General features: G+C 68.8%; 13 protein-coding genes. All 13 read right to left on the bottom strand.

The window, feature by feature from the left end; genetic code table 11:
- Window positions 1-39: 39 nt before the first annotated feature.
- Complete coding sequence (locus G531_RS0118060; RefSeq protein WP_162143194.1) at window positions 40-1,497, bottom strand: MauE/DoxX family redox-associated membrane protein; 1,458 nt, start codon at window positions 1,495-1,497, stop codon at window positions 40-42.
- A gap of 55 nt (window positions 1,498-1,552) precedes the next feature.
- On the bottom strand, window positions 1,553-2,803 hold the full coding sequence (locus tag G531_RS0118055) for an ABC transporter ATP-binding protein (protein WP_026928294.1): 1,251 nt from the start codon (window positions 2,801-2,803) through the stop codon (window positions 1,553-1,555).
- Window positions 2,804-2,812: 9 nt separating this feature from the next.
- Entirely contained in the window at window positions 2,813-3,643 is an 831-nt protein-coding gene (locus G531_RS0118050) for a carbohydrate ABC transporter permease (protein WP_026928293.1), read from the bottom strand.
- Window positions 3,640-4,617, bottom strand: a complete 978-nt coding sequence (locus tag G531_RS0118045) for a carbohydrate ABC transporter permease (RefSeq protein ID WP_035759662.1) — start codon at window positions 4,615-4,617, stop codon at window positions 3,640-3,642. The genes G531_RS0118050 and G531_RS0118045 overlap by 4 nt, the downstream gene beginning before the upstream one ends.
- On the bottom strand, window positions 4,614-5,876 hold the full coding sequence (locus G531_RS0118040; RefSeq protein ID WP_035759659.1) for an extracellular solute-binding protein: 1,263 nt from the start codon (window positions 5,874-5,876) through the stop codon (window positions 4,614-4,616). The genes G531_RS0118045 and G531_RS0118040 overlap by 4 nt, the downstream gene beginning before the upstream one ends.
- Before the next feature lie 119 nt (window positions 5,877-5,995).
- The gene (locus G531_RS0118035; protein WP_026928290.1) at window positions 5,996-6,325 is read right to left on the bottom strand and encodes a chorismate mutase; all 330 of its coding nucleotides are present in this window, start codon (window positions 6,323-6,325) and stop codon (window positions 5,996-5,998) included.
- 39 nt (window positions 6,326-6,364) lie between these two features.
- Window positions 6,365-7,471: a GuaB3 family IMP dehydrogenase-related protein gene (locus tag G531_RS0118030; protein WP_026928289.1), complete on the bottom strand. Its 1,107-nt coding sequence runs from the start codon at window positions 7,469-7,471 to the stop codon at window positions 6,365-6,367.
- Window positions 7,472-7,514: 43 nt separating this feature from the next.
- Window positions 7,515-9,035, bottom strand: a complete 1,521-nt coding sequence (gene guaB / locus G531_RS0118025) for an IMP dehydrogenase (RefSeq protein ID WP_026928288.1) — start codon at window positions 9,033-9,035, stop codon at window positions 7,515-7,517.
- A gap of 130 nt (window positions 9,036-9,165) precedes the next feature.
- A complete protein-coding gene (gene mptB, locus G531_RS0118020) occupies window positions 9,166-10,746 on the bottom strand; it encodes a polyprenol phosphomannose-dependent alpha 1,6 mannosyltransferase MptB (protein ID WP_026928287.1) in 1,581 nt (526 codons plus the stop codon).
- Window positions 10,747-10,855: 109 nt separating this feature from the next.
- Window positions 10,856-11,686, bottom strand: a complete 831-nt coding sequence (locus G531_RS23835; RefSeq protein ID WP_051215687.1) for an HpcH/HpaI aldolase family protein — start codon at window positions 11,684-11,686, stop codon at window positions 10,856-10,858.
- 1,056 nt (window positions 11,687-12,742) lie between these two features.
- The gene (gene groL, locus G531_RS0118010; RefSeq protein ID WP_026928286.1) at window positions 12,743-14,335 is read right to left on the bottom strand and encodes a chaperonin GroEL; all 1,593 of its coding nucleotides are present in this window, start codon (window positions 14,333-14,335) and stop codon (window positions 12,743-12,745) included.
- A 17-nt stretch (window positions 14,336-14,352) separates the two neighbouring features.
- Window positions 14,353-14,649 carry a co-chaperone GroES gene (groES, locus tag G531_RS0118005; RefSeq protein ID WP_026928285.1) on the bottom strand — a complete coding sequence of 99 codons (297 nt, stop codon included), beginning with the start codon at window positions 14,647-14,649 and terminating at the stop codon, window positions 14,353-14,355.
- Window positions 14,650-14,785: 136 nt separating this feature from the next.
- Complete coding sequence (locus tag G531_RS23830) at window positions 14,786-15,967, bottom strand: THUMP-like domain-containing protein (protein WP_035759657.1); 1,182 nt, start codon at window positions 15,965-15,967, stop codon at window positions 14,786-14,788.
- Window positions 15,968-15,984 lie beyond the last annotated feature (17 nt).

Genomic DNA, 15,984 nt, shown 5'->3' with positions numbered 1-15,984 from the left:
CCACCCGCGAGCCCGAAACTCCACCCGCGAACCGGAAACTCAGTCCGCCGCCGCGGCGAACTGGGCCTCGACCTCGGCGATGAAGGCGTCAACCTCCTCCGGACCGAGCACCGGACCACCGGCCAGCAGCCCATCGGCCCCGATCAGTACCGCGGCCGGACTGCTGGTGATCCCCAGGGCCCGGTGGGCGATCTGATCATGGTCATAGACCGAGCTGGCCAGGACCCCCGGATCAAGATTGGGCACCCGCGCCAGATCCACCGAGCTGAGCACCCGGACATCGAGTGCAGGCAGCCGGTCCCGGTAGTCGGCGACCCGAGCCAGGGTGAACATGGCCGGTCCGCAGTAGCAGTTCACGGTGACCAGGAGTTGGGCCCGCAGCATCGCCAACGAACGCAGCGTGGTCGGCTGACGATCCCGGTCGATCAGCACGACGTCGGGGATCGGGGCGCGGAAGTAGTCCTCCTCCCCCACCTCGGACGGCTCGTCCTCCGGCAGCCGGAACGGGTCGTACGCCGGGCCCTCGCCCAGCGACCCCACCAGCGCCGCCACGGCATCCTCCCCGCGCGCCGGGCCGGCCAGCAGGACCCCATCGGCACCGACCAGGTACGCCGCCGGGGCGTGGTAGCCGAACACCAGCGGAATCACCCGCCCGGTGTGATCCTCCAACGCCGCCAGACCGCCCGGATCGGGGAACAACCGGGTCGCCCCCAGACGCACCAGGGCCCGCACCGGCAGCCCCGCGGCCCGCCAGCCCGGCAGTTGCGCCGCGACCCGCTGGCAGGGGCCGCACCCCGAGGTCAGCGTGACCAGCACCATCGGGCCGTCGGCCCCCAACTCGCGCAGGCGGACCAACGCGCCGGTCCGCGAATCGGTCACCACCTCATCGGGCAGCCGCCGCTCCACCGGAGCAGCCTCGGCCACCGGGACACGTTCGTCCACCGGAGCAGCCTCGACGACCGGTTCGGGCTCGGGGGCGGGCCGCCCGAGAATCAGCACCGCCACCGCCGCCACCAGTACCGCAACCGCCACCCAGCCCCACACCGACCCGGCCCCCGGGCCGGTCAGCACCGGAATCACCGCCACCCCACCGAGCGCACCCAGCAGCGCCGCACCGGCGGCGAGCACCAGCAGCACATTGCGGATCAGCGTCCGGATCGACACCGAGTGGTCGCCGATCTTGCCGAAGCAGTTGCAGTGCACGGGTTCGGTGAAGCGCAGCGCCCGGGCGATCACCACCAGGTACGCCACGAACAGCAGCCCGGTCGCCCCCGCCACGACGGCGAGCAGCCGACCCCGGGTCACCAGCAGCCCGGCGGCCAGGACCAGTTCGGCGTACGGCAGCAGCAGCGGCGCGGCACCGGCGGCCAGCCGGTCCGGCAGCCGCAGCGCGACGAACGCGTCCCGGGAAGCCCGGGGCTCGCGGAGCTTGGCGATACCGCTGAGCGCGAGCACCGCGGCGCAGAGGAGTTGGGTCAACACCAAAGGGGTCAGCACCCCCGGATTATCCCCTGTCGCCGCGGAATCGACCGCATCGAGTCGGCCCACTGCCTCAGGCCGACACCTCCTGCTGCGCCCGCTTGATCTCGAACGCACGCTCCTCGGCAGCCTCGGCGGTGAGCCGGGCCCCCTCCTCGGCATCCCGGGTCAGGTTCTCCCCGGATTCGGCGTCGAAGACGTGCAGCTTGCGTACGTCCATCCACAACTCGGCCTGCTGCCCGCCGCGGATCCGGCTGGTCGCCTCCAGGCTGGTCACCACCATCGGGACAAGCTCGTCGGCATCGAGGTCCTGGGCCAGCGAGTTGAGCAGGCCGGAGACCTTCGGGTCCGGCTCATAGGAGATGTAGCCGTACTGTTCGTTGCCCAGCCATTCGGTGTGCGACACGTCCGCCTTGAAGGTCCACCCCTTGCTGCGGACCCCCTCGTCGACCAGCTTGTTGTCCTCGAAGTGTTCCGGGCGCACCCCGATCAGGACGATGTCGCGCCCCTCGGCCGCCTTGAGCTGATGCTCCAGCGCCGGGATGTCGCCCAGCGGCGTCCGCAGTTTCCCGTCGACCGGATGGGCCGGCAGGAAGTTCATCGACGGCGATCCGATGAAGCCGGCGACGAACAGGTTGACCGGCTGCTCGTACAGCTCGCGCGGGCTGGCGACCTGCTGCAGCAGACCCCGCTTCAGCACCGCGACCCGGTCCCCCAGGGTCATCGCCTCGGTCTGGTCGTGGGTGACATAGATCGAGGTGGTGCCCAGTTTGCGCTGCAACTGCGCGATCTGGGTACGCATCTGGCCGCGCAGTTTGGCGTCCAGATTCGACAGGGGTTCGTCGAACAGGAAGGCGTCGGCATCGCGCACGATCGCCCGCCCCATCGCGACCCGCTGGCGCTGCCCACCGGACAGGTTGCCCGGCTTGCGCTGCAGATGCTCGTTCAGGTCCAACATGTCGGCGGCCTGCCGGACCCGGCGATCGATCTCGTCCTTGGGGACGGAGTTCTTGTTCAGCCGCAGCGGGAAGGCGATGTTCTCATAGACGGTCAGGTGTGGGTACAGCGCGTAGTTCTGGAACACCATCGACAGATTGCGATCCCGGGGCGCCATCTCGTTGACCCGCTTCCCGTCGATCTGCAGTTCGCCGTCGGTGATGTCCTCCAGACCGACGATCATCCGCAGCAGGGTGGACTTTCCGCAACCGGACGGGCCCACCAGGATCATGAACTCACCGTCGGCGATGTCCAGGCTGATCCCCTTGACGGCCTCGAATCCGTCGTCGTAGCGCTTGACGAGGTTCTTCAGGGTGATGGTTGACACTTCGGCTCCTTAGCCCTTGACTGCGCCCTGGGTCAGACCGGACACGATCTGACGCTGGAACAGCATGACGATGATGACGACGGGAATGGTGACGATGATCGCGGCCGCGGAGATCGCTCCGGCCGGTTCCTCGAACTGCGAGGCCCCGGTGAAGAAGGCCAGCGCCGCGGGGACCGGTCGCGCCGCCGACGTCGAGGTCAGCGAAATGCCGTAGACGAAGTCGTTCCAGGCGATGAAGAAGGCGATGATCGCGGTGGTGAACACCCCCGGCAGGGCCAGCGGCACAATCACCTTCCGGAACGCCTGGAACGGGGTCGCCCCATCGACCTGGGCCGCCTGTTCGAGTTCCCACGGGATCTGCTGGAAGAACGCCGACAGGGTGTAGATCGAGATCGGCAGGGTCAGCGACAGGTAGGGGATGATCAGACCGAGCCAGGTGTCGTACAGCCCGATCTGACGCCAGAGGTTGAACAGCGGCGTCACGATCGAGATCACCGGGAAGATCGAGATCGCCAGCGCCGCCCCGAGCACGATCCGCTTGCCCGGGAAGTCGAGCCGGGCCACGGCATACGCACACAGGGTGGCCAGCACCACCGCGATCACGGTCGCAATCAGGGTGATGCCCAGCGAGTTGCGCAGCGCGGGCAGGAACAGGTCCTTCGCGTCGCCGAAGAAGATCATCTGGTAGTTCTCCGTGGACCAGGTCCGCGGCAGGAACTGCCCGCCCTCGGTGAAGTCGCCGGAGGACTTGAACGAGTTCATCAGGATCGACAGCACCGGGAACAGTGCGTAGACCAGGACCAGGATCGTGATCACGGCCCATCCGATTTTGCGTTTCATCGCTTGCCTCCTCCGGCCAGGTCGACCTTGAAGCCCTTGATGGCGATCACCGCGATGAGGATCACCAGCAGGAACAGCACGACCGAGACCGCCGAGCCCATGCCCACTTCGAGGCGACCGATCGAGGTGCGGTAGGCCAGCAGCGACAGGGTCTCGGTGCCGTACGCACCGTTGGTCATGATGAAGATGTTGTCGAAGATGCGGAACGCATCCAGCGCCCGGAACAGCACGGCGACCATGATCGCGGCCTTCATATTCGGCAGGATCACCCGGCTCATCCGCTCCCACCAGGTCGCCCCGTCGACCTTGGCGGCCTCGGTCAGCTCACTGGGCACCTGGGCCAGCCCGGACAGCAGCAGCAGCGAGATGAACGGGGTGGTCTTCCAGATCTCGGAGGCCATGATCACCACCAGCGCGGTCGGTCCCGAACCGAACCAGTCGAGGTTGGGCTGCCCGATCCAGGAGTTCACATAGCCGGTGTTGATGTCGAAGGCGTAGAACCAGGCGAAGGCCGAGACCACGGTGATGATGCCGTAGGGCACCAGGATCGCGGTCCGCAGCAGCCCCTTGAGGCCCTTGATCGCGGAGTTCATCACCAGCGCCAGGGCGAAGCCGAGCACCAGTTCGACCGCCACGGTGATCACCGTGATCAGCAGGGTGACCCCGAAGTCGGCCCAGAAGACCGGGTCGGTGAAGACCACACCGTAGTTCCCCAGCCCGACGAAGGCGCGATCCTGGGGCGCGGTCAATCGGTAGGAGAACAGCGAGTCGAAGGCCGCCTGCAGGATCGGATAGATCGTCACCAGCAGCATCAGGACGAAGGCGGGGCCGGCCAGCAGCCAGCCGAGCCGGGCCTCGGCCCGGGCCCGTTCGGTACGCCGCGGTCGGGGCTGGTTCCGCTTCTGGACGGCGCCACCGGTGGTGGCGCTCGAGCCGCTGCCGGAGGCTTCGCGGGGTTGTGCAGCAGTACTCACAGCAATCGCTCCCCTCGCAGTACCTGCATCAGGAACTGTTGTGTCTGGGCCGGAGTCTGGTCGGTGACCGTCTGCACCGGCGTCCAGCGCTGCTGCAGGCCGGTGGAGACCTCGTTGTAGTACGGGGTCTGCGGGCGCGGTTTCGCGTTGTCCAGCGAAGTCCGGATCACCGGGGCCATCGGGAACTTCTGGGCGACCTGGGGGTCGTCATAGGCGGCCTTGCTCGCCGGCGGGTTGCCGTTGGTGACGAAGTAGTGCGCCTGATTCTCCGGCGAGGTGATGCAGGTGACCGCCTCGAAGGCCAGGTCGGTGTGCTTGCTCTTGGCGCCGACCCCGAGCATGATGCCGCCCAGCGGTGGGGCGGATTCGGTGTTGGCGTCCACCCGCGGGTAGGTGGTCCAGCCGATGTCACTGATCAGCTCCGGCTTGGCCGACTGGGTGGCCGGCCACACGAAGGGCCAGTTCACCATGAAGGAGCCCTTGGCGCCCTGGAAGGTGCTCATCGACTGGTTCTCGTCCTGGGTGGTCAGGCCCGGTCCGCCGAGCCCCTCCCGGCCGATGGTGCCGATGATCTCGGCCGCCTTGACTCCCTGCGGGGAATCCAGGCCGAACTGCGTCTGGTCGGCGCTGCTGGCGTTGCCGATCACGATCGACTGGCCCTGCGACTCCATCAGCGCGTTGACCCACACCGTCATCGATTCGCCGCGGATGCCCTGGACGCCCAGATGCGTTCCGGTCTGCCGGGCGACATTCATGATCTGGTCCCAGGTGACCGGCTTGCTCATGTCCAGGCCGGCCTTCTCGACCACCGACTTGCGGTACCACAGCAGCTGGGTGTTCGCCCAGAACGGGATGACCACGTACTTCCCGTTCCATTGGGCACCCTTGCGGGCGCCGTCGACGACATCGGTGGTGCGTTGGTCGATCACGGTCTGCGGGACCGGGGCGAGGAAGCCGGGTTCGGCCAGTTCGGGCACGTACGGCGGATCCAGGCTCATGATGTCCAGCGAACTGTCCCCGGCGGCGAGGCGGCGGGCCAGCTGTTCCCGCTGGGAGGCCGCATCGCGCGGCAGCAGCGAGGTCTGGATCCGATACGTGCCCCCGGAGGCCTGGGTGCACTTGGCCGCGATGTCGACCTGGCCCCCGTCATCGGGATTGATGTACCAGGTCAGCGTGGGTGGCCCGGTATTGGTCGCCGAACAAGCGGCGAGCAGGCCGGCCGTTGCGACCGCGACACCGGCGGCGAGCCAGCGACGCATGCGTTTTGAATGTGACACGATCTCCTCCACAGCAGTGCGGGGTGTGCCAAATCACACTAGCCCCATCGCTGTGCCGCGTCACGGAACAAAGAGAAGTAACCGAATTTGTTACCAATCGGTCAGCTTTCGGTGGCCTCCTTGGCATGGGACTCCGCGATGGCCACGTGGTGGTGGACCACCTCCGAGACGATGAAGTTGAGGAACTTCTCGGCGAATTCCGGATCCAGATGGGCGGCCTGAGCGATCCCCCGCATCCGGGTGATCTGCTGCTGCTCCCGGGCCGGATCGGCCGGCGGCAGCCCATGGGTGGCCTTGAGCTCCCCCACCCGCTGGGTGCACTTGAACCGTTCGGCGAGCAGATGGATCACCGCGGCGTCCAGGTTGTCGATGCTGGCCCGCAGCCGGGTCAGCTCCGGCAGTGCGGACTCGGGGCTGTCGGGTGTGGTCATGAATGTCTCCTGATCGGGGTCGGCCGGCGGCTCAGTGGGTCAGCGGTTCAGCACGACCTCGACGCGCTGGAACGCCTTCACATCGGTGTAGCCGGTCGTCGCGAGCGTACGCCGCAGCGCCCCGACCAGGTTCATCGTGCCGTCGGAGACCGACGACGGGCCGAGCATGATCTCCTCCAGCGAGCCGATCGGGGAGAACCGGACGCGTTCCCCGCGCGGCAGGTCGGCGTGCCAGGCCTCCGCACCCCAGTGCCAGCCGTGCCCGGGAGCCTCGGCCGCCCGGGCCAGCGGGGAGCCCACCATCACCGCGTCGGCACCGCAGGCGAACGCCTTGGCGATGGTGCCGGTACGCCCGACCCCACCGTCGGCGATCAGGTGGACGTAGCGCCCCCCGGACTGGTCCATGTAATCCCGGCGGGCCTCGGCCACATCGGCGATCGCGGTCGCCATCGGGACCGCGACCCCGAGCACGTCGAGGGTGGCATGGGTCGCGCCACCGCCGAAGCCGACCAGCACCGCGGCCGCGCCGGCGCGCATCAGGTGCAGCGCGGCCTGATAGGTCGCGCAGCCCCCGACGATCACCGGCACATCGAGGTCGTAGATGAACTGCTTCAGGTTCAGCGGCTCATGCACGCTGGAGACGTGTTCGGCCGACACGGTGGTGCCGCGAATGACGAAGAAGTCGACCCCGGCCTTCTCCACCACCCCGGCGAACTCGGCGACATGCCGCGGGGACAGCGAGCCCGCCACCGGGACCCCGGCTTCGCGGATCTCGGTCAGCCGCCGGGTGATCAGTTCCGGGTCGATCGGGGCGGCGTACAGACTCTGCATCCGCCGGGTCGCCTCGACCGGGTCCTGGATCGCCGAGAGCTGGTCGAGTTGCTCCTCGGGGTGCTCGTAGCGGGTCCACAGCCCTTCCAGGTTGAGCACACCGAGCCCGCCCAGCTTGCCGATGGTGATCGCGGTCGCCGGGGACATGATGGAGTCCATCGGGGCGGCCAGGATCGGGAACTCGAACTCCACCGCGTCCAGCCGCCAATGCAGGTCGACCTCCTCGATCCCCCGTGTGCGCCGGGTCGGGACGATGGTCAGATCGTCCAGGGAGTAGGCCCGCTGGGCACGCTTGGAACGGCCGATGTCGTACATGGGAGTCCTTTCGGCAAGCCGGGGTGGCTCGGTCGGGGTCAGCTCAGCTGTGGGTGGCGGCGGTGTAGTTCGGCGCCTCGACGGTCATCTGAATGTCGTGCGGATGCGACTCGCGCAGGCCCGCGGAGGTGATCCGGACGAACTTGCCGCGCTCGTGCAGTTCCGGAATGGTCGAGGCACCGGTGTAGAACATCGACTGCCGCAGGCCACCGATCAACTGGTAGGCGACGGCCTCCAGCGGTCCGCGGTAGGCCACCTGGCCCTCGATGCCCTCGGGGATGATCTTGTCGTTGCTGGTCACATCGGCCTGGAAGTAGCGGTCCTTGGAGTAGGACGGCTTGCGACCGCGGGCCGCCATCGCGCCCAGCGAACCCATCCCGCGGTAGGTCTTGAACTGCTTGCCGTTGATGAAGGTCAACTCACCGGGCGACTCGTCACAGCCGGCCAGCAGGGAACCCAGCATCACCGAATCGGCCCCGGCGACCAGCGCCTTGGCGATGTCACCGGAGTACTGCAGGCCGCCGTCGCCGATCACCGGGACGCCGTAGGCCTGGCAGGCCTGGGCGGCGTTGTAGATCGCGGTCACCTGCGGTACGCCGACCCCGGCGACCACTCGGGTGGTGCAGATCGAGCCCGGGCCGACGCCGACCTTGACCCCGTCCACGCCCGCCTCGCACAGGGCCTTGGCGCCGGCGTAGGTGGCGACGTTGCCGCCGATGATGTCCACCCCGGCGAAGGCGGGATCGCCCTTGAGCCGGCGAATCATCTCCAGCTGGGCCTGCGAGTGGCCGTGCGCGGTGTCGACGACCAGCACGTCCACGCCCTCCTCCTGCAGCGCCCCGGCGCGCTCCCAGGCGTCGCCGTAGAAGCCGATGCCGGCACCGACCAGCAGCCGGCCCTGGGCGTCCTTGGAGGCATTCGGGTACTGGTCGGACTTCACGAAGTCCTTCAGGGTGATCAGACCCTTGAGCTTGCCGGCATCGTCGATCAGCGGCAGCTTCTCGATCTTGTGCTTGGCCAGCAGCGCCATCGCGTCCTCGCTGGAGATGCCGGGCCAGCCGGTGACCAGCGGCATCGGGGTCATCACGTCCTTGACCTTGCGGTTCGGGTCGTGCTCGAAGCGCATGTCGCGGTTGGTGACGATGCCGACCAGGCGCATCTGATCGTCGACCACGGGTACTCCGGAGATCCGGAAGTGCCCGCACAGTTCGTCCACCTGGGCGATGGTCGCGTCGGCGGTGGTGGTCACCGGGTCGACGATCATGCCGGCCTCGGACCGCTTGACCTGGTCGACCTGGCCCGCCTGCTCCTCGATCGACATGTTGCGGTGCAGAATGCCCAGTCCGCCCTCCCGGGCCATCGCGACGGCCATCCGGTGCTCGGTCACGGTATCCATCGCCGAACTGAGCAGCGGGATCTTGATGCTGATGTTCTTCGAGACCCGAGTGGTGGTGTCCGCGGCGGACGGGATCACGTCGGATTCGTTGGGCAGCAGCAGTACATCATCGAAGGTCAGCCCCAAGGCTGCGAACTTCTCCGGAACTCCGGCGCCGGTCAACTCCATATGTCACCCCTGGTGTAAGTACGTGTGGTCTGCGTACGTCTGTGTCTGTGTCGGGCACTCGACTGGTTGCTGCGATGGGCCCGTCAGCCGGTTCGATCGAACCGTCTGCTGGACATAGCCGAACCGCTCCTCATCTTATTCCGCCGGACACGCTCGGCACCGGGGCGTCGGTCGCCGCGGTGGGATCGGAGCGGTTGAACTTCCACCGCACCGAATAGATCCACCACAGGTACGCCAGTGTCGCCCCGAGCACCATGCCCGGAATGGTGCGCACAGAGTAGTACTCCTGGCCGGCCTCGGTGGTCAGCAGGAAGATCATGATCGCCACGACCAGGCGCATCAGCTTGTCGTTGTAGCGCAGCATGCCGAGATAGATGCCACCCCACAGCCAGTACCAGGTGTGATACCCCGACCCGCCCAGGCTGAACAGGATGAAGGCCCAGGCCAGCCAGCGCAGCGGGTAGTCGTGCCAGTCGGTGGGCGCGGCCGGATCCAGCCGCCACCGGGTGCCGATCGGGTCATGCCCGATCCGGTCGGCGAAGAAGTAGCGCCAGGCCAGCCAGACCAGCGCCAGTACGCTCAGCCCGGTGGTGATCTGGCTGAACAGCGGCAACAGATTTCCGGTGTAGCCGAACTGGCCGGCGATCGGACCGACGATCTGCTCGACCACACTGGAGGGGCTCATCGACCAGGTGAGCTCGCCGATGCTGGTGGCCCGGATCCAGCCGAAGCCGAGACCGGTGGCCGCGGTGGTTGCCACGAACGCGAGCCCGGCCACCGCGATCGACGCCAGCACATGGCCGCCGCCGACCAGCAGCCGGCGGGCCACGGGCATGCTCGGCAGCCGATGGGCAACCGGGATCAGTCCGATCGCGAAGGCGGCCATCAGGCCGGGCTGTTTGATGGCGGTGCCGACGCCGATGATCGCCGCGCCGATCAGCATCCCCGGGCGACCGAAGCGGTAGGTCAGGTAGCACGCCAGCAGGACGCCGGCGGCCATCAGCGCGTCGTTGTGCGCGCCACCGATGTAGTGCAGCAGCAGCATCGGGTTGAGCACGGCCATCCACTTGGCGAGTTCCGGATCGACCCGCAGCAGCCGGGCCAGCCGGGGCACCAGGACGGCGATGACGATCGCGGCGATGATCGCCGGGATCCGCATCGCGACCACCGACAGGTAGCCGGAATAGCCGGTCGTACTGACGATGAGGTGTTGGATCTGCAGGGCCAGCGGCGGGTAGATCGCGGTGGTGCCGCGCCACACCCAGTGCACGTTGGTGTCGAAGGGGCCGCCGACCTGGGCCAGTCCGATCTGGTAGGGATCCAGGCCCAGATGCAGGATCCAGCCCTGGTCGGCGTACAGGAAGACGTCGCTGGAGAAGATCGGTGGGGCCAGCAGCATCGGCAGCGACCACAGCGCCAGGATCGCCGCGTGCGGCACCCGTGGGGTGACCGCCGGACGCAGCCGCAGCCAGCCGCCGATCAACAGGATCAGGCCGGCGAGCATGAAGACCCGGCCGAGGTAGAGGTCGCCCAGCACCAGGTTGCGGAACCAGCGGACCGGCAGGATCCGATCCAGACCCGCGTTCGGGACGAAGCCCGGAGTCATCACCGCGATGCTGATGCAGATGCTGCCCAGCAGCCCCATCAGCACTCCCCGGGTACGCAGCCAACCGAAACGTCCGCCGGCCGCGGGTCGGGTCTGTGCGGTCAAAGCCACTCCTGTTCGCCTGATCGCCCCGATCCTAGTCCAGGGATCGGCCGGATCCAGATCCGCGTCCGCGCCGGTGGGGCCGGGGGTTGTCGCCGGCTTCGGCCGGGGCTCAGTAGCCGGGGCCGCGCCGGGGCACCGGATCCTCGGGGAACACCGCGGCCCGGGTCCGGGTGAAGGCCTCCAGGATCATCGCGGTGTCGACCGAGACCAGCACCATCCGGGCGCCGGCGTCCAGCAGATCGCGGGCCTGCTGGGCCGTACTGACCATCAGCGAGCCGGCCTTGCCGGCGTTGGTGGCCTGACCCAGGACACTGCGGACGGTGTCCACGACCTCGGGGTGGTTGGGCTGCCCGACGTAGCCCATCGAGGCGGACAGGTCGAGCGGGCCGACGAAGATGGCGTCGGCGCCGGGCACCGCGATCAGGTCGTCGATGGCCCGGACGGCTTCGATGTCCTCACACATCACCAGGACCGCGGTACGCCGGTTCGCCGCGGCGAAGTAGTCGGGGTCGGCGCCGTAGCGGGCGGCCCGGACGCCGTTGTGCAACGACCGGGTCCCCTCGGGGGCGAAGCGGGCAGCCGCGACGACCTGGGCGGTGGCGTCGCCGGAGAGCACGTGCGGGACCAGGATGCCGTCGGCGCCGATGTCGAGGACGGCGCCGATCGCGTGCGGGCGCAGTTCGGGAACCCGGACCACGGCGTACATGCCACTGCCCTGGGCGGCCGCGATCAGCGGAACCAGCGGCTCGAGCCCGAACGGGCCGTGCTCGGCGTCGATCACGATGAGGTCGAACCCGGCAGCGGCGACCAGCTCCACCACCTCGACCCGGGGAATGTTGACGAAGGTGCCGAGCAGGCGGCGGTCCGGGTCGGCGAGGGCGCCGCGCAGGCCGGTGAAGCCCTCGTCGGAGGAAGTGTCGGAGGCAGTGGTGTTGACCATGGGCCCAGTATGACCGTACCGGCGTGGCCGCGGGTCGGGCGTTCTGCCCAGCCAAACGGGGCGTGTAGGAGTTACCGGCCGGGGCGGCCCAGCGAGGCATCGGCACCAACCAGCGACGCTCGGTGCAGTCCGCGGTCCCCCGTCCGTCCCGCAGCCCCTGCACGGCCCGCGTACCCGACACCGGCCTGCGAACTCACCGGAAGCACCGCAGACCCGACCGTTGGCCCGCAAACCCACCGGACTTGCCCCACCCAGCGTCATCCCGGGCCGACAGCGGCCGTCAGGGGTACGCAGCGTCCCGGCGCCCCGAAGCTCCGTGACCATCAGGGACGCTCCCTGCCCGGAACACCGCTCGGACACCTGGTAGCTGCTCGGACACCTGGCCTGCATGGCCGGCCCAGCGACGCATCGGCACCAACCAGCGACGCTCGGTGCAGTCCGCGGTCCCCAATCCGTCCCGCAGCCCCTGCACGGACCCGCGAGCCCGCAGGAAGCACCGCAGACCCGGCCGTTGGCCCGCGAACCCACCGGACTTGCCCCACCGCAGCCACGTAAAGCAGACCAATGACCCCCACCACCTTGTTCGGCCCTGGAGCACCCCCCGAGGTTCGACCATCCAGCGTCAGCCCGTGCGGACAGCGGCCCTCAGGGGTACGCAGCGTCCGGGCGCCCCGAAGCTCCGTGACCATCAGGGACGCTCCCTGCCCGGAACACCGCTCGGACACCTGGTCGCTGCTCGGACACCTGACCTACGTGGCTGGCACAGCGCCGCATCAGCACCAACCAGCGACGCTCGGTACAGTCCGCGGTCCCCCGTCCGTCCCGCAGCCCCTGCAGGGCCCGCGTACCCGACACGGACCCGCGAGCCCGCAGGCAACACCGCAAACCCAACCAACGGCCCGCGACACCCGACCGGCCCGCGACACCCGACCGGCCCGCGATACCCGCCCGGCCCCGACACCCATCCGGCCCGCGGCCGCACCCACGCCCGACCGGAGACGCAGAACGGGGCACCCGCCACAGCGGGTGCCCCGTTCAGGAGACTGACCTCACAGGTCACTTGTCGTCGTCGGACTCCTCCGGCTTCTCGACCACCAGGGTTTCGGTGGTGAGCAGCAGGGCGGCGATCGAGGCGGCGTTGGTCAGCGCGGAGCGGGTGACCTTCACCGGGTCGATGACGCCCATGCCGACCAGGTCGCCGTACTCACCGGTGGCAGCGTTGTAGCCCTGCCCGTCGGGGAGCTCGGCCACCTTGGCCACGATGACGTAGCCCTGTACGCCGCCGTTCTCAGCAATCCAGCGCAGCGGCTCGACCACGGCCTTGGCCACGATCTGGACGCCGGCCTTCTCGTCGCCGGTCAGCCCGAGGCTGTCGTCGAGCACCTTGGCGGCCTGCACCAGCGCGGTACCACCGCCGGGGACGATGCCCTCTTCGATGGCGGCGCGGGTCGCGGAGACGGCATCCTCGATGCGGTGCTTCTTCTCCTTGAGCTCCACCTCGGTGGCCGCCCCGACGCGGATCACACAGACGCCACCGGCGAGCTTGGCAACCCGCTCCTGCAGCTTCTCGCGATCCCAGTCGGAGTCGGAGTTCTCGATCTCCTTGCGCAGCTGCGCCACGCGATCGGTGACCTCGGACTGCTCGCCGGCACCGCCGACGATGGTGGTGGCGTCCTTGGTGATCACGACCTGCTTGGCGCGACCCAGGGACTCCAGACCGATCTGGTCCAGCTTCAGGCCGACCTCGGGGGCGACGACCTGACCACCGGTCAGGATCGCGATGTCCTCGAGCATGGCCTTGCGGCGATCACCGAACGCGGGGGCCTTGACGGCCACCGAGTTGAAGGTGCCGCGGATCTTGTTCACGACCAGGGTCGACAGGGCTTCCCCGTCGACGTCCTCGGCCACGACGACCAGCGAACCGTTGGCGGCGATGACCTTTTCCAGCAGCGGCAGCAGCTCCTGCATCGAGGAGATCTTGCCGGAGTTGATCAGGATGTAGGGATCGTCGAGGACCGCTTCCATCCGCTCGGAGTCGGTGACCATGTAGGGCGACAGGTAACCCTTGTCGAACTGCATGCCCTCGGTGAACTCGAGCTCGGTGCCGAAGGTCTGGGACTCATCGACGGTGATCACGCCGTCCTTGCCGACCTTGTCGAACGCGTCGGCGATCAGCTGACCGATCTCCTCATCACGCGAGGAGATGGTGGCGACCTGGGACATGTCCTGGGTGGTCTCGACCGGGCGGGCGACCGAGGCGAGCTGGGTCTCCAGCGCCTCGACGGCCTTCTCGATACCGCGCTTGAGGCCGACCGGGTTGGCCCCGGACGCGACCGCACGCAGGCCCTGGTGGACCAGCGCCTGGGCGAGCACGGTGGCGGTGGTGGTGCCGTCACCGGCGACATCATTGGTCTTGGTGGCGACTTCCTTGGCCAGCTGGGCGCCGAGGTTCTCGTACGGATCGTCGAGCTCGACCTCGCGGGCCACGGTGACGCCGTCGTTGGTGATCGTGGGGGCGCCCCACTTCTTGTCCAACACGACATAGCGGCCCTTCGGGCCGAGCGTCACCTTCACGGTGTTGGCGAGGACATCCACGCCACGCTCCAGGGAGCGACGAGCTTCCTCGTCGAACTGAAGGATCTTGGGCATCTAATCGACCTCCGAGATCACTTGGAGACGACGGCGAGGATGTCGCGCGCGTTGAGCAGCAGGTACTCCGCGCCGTTGTACTTGACCTCGGTGCCGCCGTACTTCGAGAAGATCACGACGTCGCCCTCGGCGACGTCCATCGGAACCCGGGCGCCCTTGTCGTCGACGCGGCCGGGGCCGGTGGCGATGACCTTGCCCTCCTGCGGCTTCTCCTGAGCGGTATCGGGGATAACCAGGCCGGAAGCGGTGGTCTGCTCGGCCTCGAGCGGCTGAACGAGGACGCGGTCCTCGAGCGGCTTGATCGTGACTGCCACGTTCAAACCCCTTTCAATGTTTTTGAATGTACGGTTCCAGGCCCGGGGCGTCGTCGCGGGTGCCGTCCCAAGCTGCTGGCACCCTCGGGTGGAGAGTGCTAACGGACCTCAATCTAGCGCGCTGGTTAGCACTCGTTCAAGTGGAGTGCCAGATTCGATCCGATTCCCGTTCCACGACCAAGCAGCGGGCCCCGGCCGGGGTCGGGGTCAACAGAATCGTCGCCCGCTCCGAACCGGCGGGCTTGAGCCGGCGCCGCAGCGCCGCCGGATCGACGTCGATCCCCCGCTTCTTGATCTCCAGAGTCCCGATCCGGTGGTCCCGGACCCACTGGCGCACCAGCTTTTCCTTCCAGGGCAGGTCCTCCAGCACCCGGAACCGGATCAGCCACGGCGACTCCACCGGTTCGGGCCCGGTCAAGTAGGCGATCTCCGGCGCCAGCGCCGACAGCCCGTGCCGGGCGGCCAGCTCGCCGAGCCCACCGCACCGGATCGCCGCCCCGTCCGGCTCATAGACGTACGCCGCCGGCGCCCCGACCTCGGCGCGGCGCGAATCGGCCCACAACTCCTCGACCCGGCCCTCGGCCAGCCGGACCGCCCCGAGCCCCGGGGTGATCCCCGGTCCGGACCACAACGACACCTCCACCACGTCCCCGCCGTCACTGACCCAGATCGCCGCGACCCCGTCGGGGATCATCCGGTGCGGCAGAGCCGGGCCGAGCTTCAGGCAGGCCCCGGCCGGGCGGGCCAGCAGACCGGTGGCGAAGTCCCAGGAGGGGGTGAACTGGTCGACGTTCCAGACCCGCCCGGAGCCGTCGCGGCGGGCCGGGTCGCAGAAGGCGTACCAGTCCTCGGCCAGCTCGGCCTGCTCGGCGTCGCCGACGACCACCGGGACGCCGAGGTTCTGCTCGGCGAACAGCGCGGTGACCGGATCCCGCTCGACCGGGCGTACGCCCAGGCCCGCGGCGGCAAAAGCAAGGCTGTCGGCCCCGATTCCGCAGCCCAGATCGGCCACGGTCCGGGCACCGAGCCCGGCGATCCGCTCGGCCCGCCAGGCGGCGACCGCGGGCCGGGTGGCCTGCTCCAGACCGGCCGGGGTGAACCAGAGTTCGCCCGCCCGGTCACCGAACTTGGTCACCGCGCGTCGCCGCAGCCCCACCTGGGTCAGCGCCGCCGCGGCCAGGTCCGGGGCGAAGCTACGCCGCAACCGACTTGCCGCACCGAGGGAGTCCGGCTCGGCCTCCGCCGCTGCGGCGGCCAGGGCCGCCGCGCCGTCGCTCCCATCCCGCCCGGTCAGTTGCCGGGCCGTCACCAGATCCATCGCGCCCCGCCCGGATC

Source organism: Granulicoccus phenolivorans DSM 17626 = NBRC 107789 = JCM 15570, from assembly GCF_000423085.1.
In the GTDB taxonomy this organism is placed as follows: Bacteria; Actinomycetota; Actinomycetes; order Propionibacteriales; family Propionibacteriaceae; genus Granulicoccus; species Granulicoccus phenolivorans.
Note: the sequence above shows the minus strand (reverse complement) of the source record. Positions and strands in the feature narration are given on the sequence as shown.

Bases quoted from the DNA above. Each gene is read 5' to 3' on its own strand.
- G531_RS0118050 (WP_026928293.1), bottom strand. From the start codon at position 3,643: ATGAAACGCAAAATCGGATGGGCCGTGATCACGATCCTGGTCCTGGTC.
- G531_RS0118040 (WP_035759659.1), bottom strand. From the start codon at position 5,876: ATGCGTCGCTGGCTCGCCGCCGGTGTCGCGGTCGCAACGGCCGGCCTG.
- G531_RS0118035 (WP_026928290.1), bottom strand. From the start codon at position 6,325: ATGACCACACCCGACAGCCCCGAGTCCGCACTGCCGGAGCTGACCCGG.
- G531_RS0118030 (WP_026928289.1), bottom strand. From the start codon at position 7,471: ATGTACGACATCGGCCGTTCCAAGCGTGCCCAGCGGGCCTACTCCCTG.
- guaB (WP_026928288.1), bottom strand. From the start codon at position 9,035: ATGGAGTTGACCGGCGCCGGAGTTCCGGAGAAGTTCGCAGCCTTGGGG.
- G531_RS23835 (WP_051215687.1), bottom strand. From the start codon at position 11,686: ATGGTCAACACCACTGCCTCCGACACTTCCTCCGACGAGGGCTTCACC.
- groL (WP_026928286.1), bottom strand. From the start codon at position 14,335: ATGCCCAAGATCCTTCAGTTCGACGAGGAAGCTCGTCGCTCCCTGGAG.
- G531_RS23830 (WP_035759657.1), bottom strand. From the start codon at position 15,967: ATGGATCTGGTGACGGCCCGGCAACTGACCGGGCGGGATGGGAGCGAC.